This is a genomic window from Acinetobacter sp. R933-2 (genome assembly GCF_030325485.1).
In the GTDB taxonomy this organism is placed as follows: Bacteria; Pseudomonadota; Gammaproteobacteria; order Pseudomonadales; family Moraxellaceae; genus Acinetobacter; species Acinetobacter sichuanensis.
Genome location: NZ_JACAIJ010000036.1, coordinates 1 through 5,553 on the forward strand (window position 1 = coordinate 1; position 5,553 = coordinate 5,553).

General features: G+C 30.6%; 6 protein-coding genes. 3 read left to right on the forward strand and 3 right to left on the reverse strand.

Annotation, left to right across the window (positions count from 1 at the left end):
• The first annotated feature begins 817 nt into the window (after positions 1-817).
• The 3 genes from HX005_RS19240 (at position 818) to HX005_RS19250 (ending at position 2,974) form a co-directional block, all read left to right on the forward strand.
• Positions 818-1,762 (forward strand): replication initiation protein, encoded by a 945-nt coding sequence (locus HX005_RS19240; RefSeq protein ID WP_120376114.1) that lies wholly within the window; start codon positions 818-820, stop codon positions 1,760-1,762.
• On the forward strand, positions 1,759-2,046 hold the full coding sequence (locus HX005_RS19245) for a hypothetical protein (protein WP_120376113.1): 288 nt from the start codon (positions 1,759-1,761) through the stop codon (positions 2,044-2,046). The genes HX005_RS19240 and HX005_RS19245 overlap by 4 nt, the downstream gene beginning before the upstream one ends.
• A gap of 289 nt (positions 2,047-2,335) precedes the next feature.
• The gene (locus HX005_RS19250) at positions 2,336-2,974 is read left to right on the forward strand and encodes a Shedu anti-phage system protein SduA domain-containing protein (RefSeq protein ID WP_120376112.1); all 639 of its coding nucleotides are present in this window, start codon (positions 2,336-2,338) and stop codon (positions 2,972-2,974) included.
• Between the two features lie 49 nt (positions 2,975-3,023).
• Here HX005_RS19250 and HX005_RS19255 read toward each other — a convergent pair whose 3' ends face one another.
• The 3 genes from HX005_RS19255 to HX005_RS19265 form a co-directional block, all read right to left on the reverse strand.
• On the reverse strand, positions 3,024-3,428 hold the full coding sequence (locus tag HX005_RS19255; RefSeq protein WP_120376111.1) for a hypothetical protein: 405 nt from the start codon (positions 3,426-3,428) through the stop codon (positions 3,024-3,026).
• Between the two features lie 11 nt (positions 3,429-3,439).
• The gene (locus HX005_RS19260) at positions 3,440-4,027 is read right to left on the reverse strand and encodes a Panacea domain-containing protein (RefSeq protein ID WP_120376110.1); all 588 of its coding nucleotides are present in this window, start codon (positions 4,025-4,027) and stop codon (positions 3,440-3,442) included.
• Positions 4,028-4,156: 129 nt separating this feature from the next.
• A complete protein-coding gene (locus HX005_RS19265; RefSeq protein ID WP_120376109.1) occupies positions 4,157-5,323 on the reverse strand; it encodes a hypothetical protein in 1,167 nt (388 codons plus the stop codon).
• Positions 5,324-5,553 lie beyond the last annotated feature (230 nt).

Consider the following 5,553-nt stretch of genomic DNA (forward strand, 5'->3'; position numbering starts at 1 on the left):
AAAACGAGCACCCGACCTTTTAGCATTTTCAAGACGTGAAGACCCAAAAAACCAGCAGAAAAATGAACCCAAAAAACAAGATCCTGACAATAATCCTGACTACATGCCTTGGTAACCCCATTTAAAAGCAAAAAAACGGGGTTTTTAGCGACTTTAACTAAAAATATAGGGAAACTATAGTTGATTAAAATAAAATTGCTTAGAACGCAAATGAAAGCATTTAGCGAGTGTCTACGAGCGTCACATTGAAAGTTCGCTTAATCCTCCTCTGATAAACCGTTTTTACTGAATTACAGTAGATTGTGCTTAGCGAGTGTCTACGAGCGTCACAATGAGGCTTTTGCTTTTCAAAAAGCATGAGCGAAGCGAATGCATTATTCATGCTTTTGCTTTTTGAATACTAGATAAGTTAAGAAAAAAACTGCCCCAACGAAGCGAGAGAAACGAGCTTCAATAGAGTACGAGCTTTAGCGAGTACCAAGGGCAGTTTTTATAGCCCAAATTTGAACAAAATTCCCTTTTATACTTTTAAAAAGCTTTTAAAAGCTTTTAGCCCCTCCTCTAGCCCATGTCTAGCAATGCTTTCAGACTTTAAAAAAGTACTTTTGGAGGACAACTAAGTACTTTTGGAGGACAAAATCAACTTTAAAAAGTACTTTTGGAGGACTTTAAAAGTACTTTTGGAGGACAACTAAGTACATTAAATAAATTGTACTTTATTGTTAAAAAAGTACAAAAATAATAGTCAAATAATAATCGAATTGCTATATTTAGGTACGCTATATTCAAAGTACCTTAAATACACTGTAGTTAATTTATGAATGAACAAAATAAAAAAACATATCCACCATCTTGGGTAGTAATGCAGAACAGTATTCAAGAATGCTTTAAAAGTATGAGTATTGATGAGAAACGCATTTTAATTCTCGCAAGTCCAATAGCGAGAACAACAAATGCAACTGAGAAAGATGCAATAGTTATTACAGCAGAAAAATTTGCTCAAGAATGTAATATAAAAACTCATTCAGCATATAAATCGCTTATAGATGCAAGTAAGGCTCTTATTAAACGTTATTTCTGTTACTTAGATGAAAAAGGACGTAAAACATATTGTAATTGGGTTATTCGAGCTAGATATGAAGATGGTTGTGTGTCTATTTGTTTTCCAGATGAAGTTCTTTTAATGCTAAAAGAATTTGATAAGTTAAATCCCTATACTAAATATAAAAAAGATATTGTCCTCAGTCTAAAAAAAGACTATTCATTTGATTTTTATCATTTAGCAAAAAAACATCAAACAATTGGATATTTTGAGATGTCACTAGAGCATCTAAAAACAGAATTTGGATTACCAGAATCTTATCAAGATCTTAGCAATTTAAAAAAACGTGTAATTACCCCTTCATTGAATGAAATTACAGAAAATACTGATATCAATTTGACTTATGAAAATGTCAAAAAAGGGCGTTCCGTTGTCGGTTTTAAATTTACGGTAAAAGAGAAGCCTAAACCCAAATTAGTAGCACCTGAACGAGATCCAAAAACGGTAGATATGTTCTGTAATATGTCAGATGCTCAAGTTAATAAATACAGTACGGTTCTATCAAAACTTTCTGAACTTTCAGACCTAAGTAATTTCCCAGACTACCCTACTTTCGCCCTTTGGATTGGTGGCATCTTACGAGATCCTAAAAGCGTAAGAGAAGAAACAGCAAAGCGGATTTTTAAATCTCTGCATAGCAAAACGGATTTTAAACCATGAGAACTACAGCTGAATTAGCTTCAATGAGTTGTGAAGAACTCAAAGACTATGAGCAAAGTTTACTTGCACTCTGGACGCCAAGGATAGCTCTTGAAAATGACATTGAAAGGTTACGCACTCATCGCAGCGAATTATTGGAGATTTTTAAAAAATTAAAACATCCTGGCGTTCCTGAAAATGAACGTTTAAAAAACTCTATTTTATCTCTCAATAGTAAGATTGAAGATTTAGAAGATGAATTAGATGATCTTATTCAAGACGAACGCTTAAATCATACTGACTAAATTATTCAGTTTATTTAATTAAAACTGTGAAACATTGATTAAACATTAGGCGTGGAACATGAAAAATCATAAAAAAAGCCCGGTCATGGAAACTCGGGCTATCAACTAGGAACTACAGCGTTGAATTATAAGGATAATTATAAAGCATTTCGTATAAGGTGTATTATGTTAATTTTAGAAAATTTAAAAGTAAATTTATTGATACCATAAATTAATGCTCTCTCTTTCTTAGTGGAACCGGGGTTCAATCAGGTATTATTTTGTATCTCAATAAGTACTTGGATTAAGAATGAACTTTGATTTAGAAAAAGTAAAAGAGCAGTTAAAAAAGGCTAGATATAATTCTTCTGAAAGAGAACTTCTACAATTACTAAAAAAAAATAGCTTTCTTTTCTCTGAGCTATTCTCAAGACATTTTGGGATACAACCAATTTTTTCAGAAGTTAGTTTGGGTAATAATTTTAGATGTGATTTTTGTTGGCTAAATGATAATTCAGATGGTCCCGAGTGGGTGTTAGTTGAAATTGAAAAACCTCGGGCAAGACTCTTTAATCAAAATAATGAACCTAGTGCGGAGCTAAATCATGGAATTGAACAAGTAAAAAGTTGGCAAAGATATTTTGAGTTTCATCCTGCTGAAAAAAGAAGAATTTTTGGTGCGGTGAGTAAATTTAGATACATTCTAGTAATTGGTGAAAAAAACGATTGGGATACAAGAGAGGCCAGTTTATGGAGAGCTTTTGAAAATAAGAATAGTATCGAAATTAGATCTATGAATATTTTTGATAGAGCTATCGAAAATTATGAAAAATTTCCTGATCATTATTGGAGCTTTAAAGAAAATCCTTTTGTATTAAACGCTAGACAACTCCAAACCTATTGGGAGAAATATCCCTACTTAATGACATGGAGAGAGATGCTACCATAATAGCTCTAAATCAAATATGTAAAAAAGCCCAAAAGGATGTTCGGCTTTTTTATTCCTTTTTAAATAATTTCTTATATTTTCGTGGTGTGGCTGAGGATTCTTGTATCCCAGAGATAATCCGATTCAAAAGACTAATTGATACTTTTGCAGCTGGTCGATAAACACCAGTATTTACACATTTACAAACGTGTTCATGATCCATAATTTGGATTCTTTCATACAGGACATAACTTTGATGCTGAATAAATGAATGCTCACCAACCTCAATAATACAAGCAGGATCAATTTTCTTTTCACTAGTCACAGAAGTGAAGTTTACTGAGACAATGCACAATCTTTTGCCATACCCCTCACTTGAATAAGTATCGGGATCAAACAAGACGACAAATAAATGTTCTTTCGGACCGGCTTGGCAAAAAAATGCATCACCTGCTTCAGCTTTCCATTCAGACATTCAAAACATTCCTAGTGATTATTAACCATTTGAACAGATTGGTTGATATAAGCTTGTGATTCAAGCTGATCAATAATTTCATTAGACAATTCTTGAGAAAAATTGAGTGCCTTGAATAAATCCTTATATCCAATAGGGTACATTGACGAACCTGGATTACGCCATTCTGGACAAAAATCATGAGTATAATCTACTAAATCCCATTGATTTTTATCCCCGAACTCAAACCAGATTTGTTTGAGAACAGTGATATCATTGTCACTTAACTCTAGGAGATCATCATCAGACTGAATTGGTACATCTACTTTCAGTGCGAGATCATGATCCTTGCGATCTGAAATAAATTGATCCCAATACGTCTTTTTTTCACTACCATGATTAATTCTATCTAAAGTTAAAGATAGAACAGGACCATTCTTCATTGAAACTAGACTATCCCCAATGATTGGGGTGTGGAACATTTCAAAAGATTTACGTTCAGTTAGATACAATAATTTCATCAATTTCAATATATTGATGGTGTTATGTCTTGTTTGTAATAAAAAGAAAATTGTTGCTTCAGTCAATTTTTTTTCATTGAAAAGAAAAATATTATCCATTGCAAAACAATCTCAAATTTAGAAAACTTTTTAGCATTTTAAGGAATCTATTATTTAAAGTCTATGTATATTTAGTAGTTAAAGAATTTTCTATCTAAAAAAAATTATATTTAACAATATTTTAAAAACTTATTCTTTTTTAGCAGATGTTTTAAAATCTGCAAAGTGGTCTGAGAATAAAATTCCAATTCTTCCTGTTTTTTCATTAAACCCTAAATATGCTTTATCTAATAAGCTTTTTAGATTATCACTAACTTGAGGATCAAGTTTAGATAAAATATATTCAATAAAATTTTCAACAACTTTTAAATCTTGATAAATTGTATCTAGTTTGACGGATTGTATTAATATTCCAATCGACTTTTCCCAATGATCTTGATAAGTATCATATATTGCCATATCTTTATTAAAATAAACTTCACCAAATGATTGTTTTTTAACATGAATATTTCCATGTAACATATCATTTCGTTCATTCATTAAAGTATGAAAAGCTTTACATTCTTTTGAAGAATAATCTATAGGGGAAATAAAATAATTACAATTTAGATGTAAACTTTGAACCCTAATATCAATTTGTTGTCTTACAACAGCATCATATAATCTAGAAGACGATTTTATTTCAGACTTACATAAAATAAATATTAAGCAATTAATAAAAGATTCAGCCATAACTGGTAGCATTGAGCGAATACCATGGATAATGCCTATAGCAAAATAATATTTATTCGCTACCTCAGTCCATTTGTATTCATCTTCTAATTCAAAAATACTTGAAATTTTATCTTGTGAAAGATCAAGTTGTAATTTTTTCAATGTTGAAAAATTTTGACGGATAGTAGATTTAATAATAAAAAATGGATTTACGAATTCAGTCCACTTTTCTAATGACTTTTTAATATTTGATATTTCTTTTCCATAGTTTTTGAAATCAGATTTAATTTGTTCAATAAAATCATTAACTTTAAGGTGCTTAACTTCCATATCATGATTAACAAAAACTTCTGTTCGAAAATTATGTCCTTGTATGTGTAAAGTGCCTAAATCACTTTTTAGCATCCAATCCCACTGAATTATATTAGCTGAACCTAAATCCTTATTTCTCATCAGGGTTAAAAGTCCCTTTGGTGCCCCATATTTAGCATATAAATAACAATATAAATCTACAGGTTTAATTTCATTTTTAAGAATCCAATGCTCACTAAATCTAAATTTTTTATCACTTTCTTTAGATGTAAGTTTTTGAATTAAATCTTCTCGATTTAAAGGTTTTAAATTAGTAAAAAAGGAGTTCATCTATCTATAGATCTTTTCTAAATAATACATATTACTTTAATTTTCAAAGATTAAGTCTCCAAAAGAGATTTTTATTTAACATAAAATCTCATATGCGAAATTTAGGTCTTATCCCAAATAAATCCATTAAAAAGATCTTTATCTTTTTGCCTATTTTCTTCGGTCTTATTTTCCGTATTTAAAAATTGCTCAAAATCGGCTAATTGCTGCTTAAACGATTCATCATTTTT

What these genes read in the sequence shown, in the direction of transcription:
- HX005_RS19240 (WP_120376114.1), top strand. Translation starts at nt 818, where the DNA reads ATGAATGAACAAAATAAAAAAACATATCCACCATCTTGGGTAGTAATG.
- HX005_RS19245 (WP_120376113.1), top strand. Translation starts at nt 1,759, where the DNA reads ATGAGAACTACAGCTGAATTAGCTTCAATGAGTTGTGAAGAACTCAAA.
- HX005_RS19250 (WP_120376112.1), top strand. Translation starts at nt 2,336, where the DNA reads ATGAACTTTGATTTAGAAAAAGTAAAAGAGCAGTTAAAAAAGGCTAGA.
- HX005_RS19255 (WP_120376111.1), bottom strand. Translation starts at nt 3,428, where the DNA reads ATGTCTGAATGGAAAGCTGAAGCAGGTGATGCATTTTTTTGCCAAGCC.
- HX005_RS19260 (WP_120376110.1), bottom strand. Translation starts at nt 4,027, where the DNA reads ATGGATAATATTTTTCTTTTCAATGAAAAAAAATTGACTGAAGCAACA.
- HX005_RS19265 (WP_120376109.1), bottom strand. Translation starts at nt 5,323, where the DNA reads ATGAACTCCTTTTTTACTAATTTAAAACCTTTAAATCGAGAAGATTTA.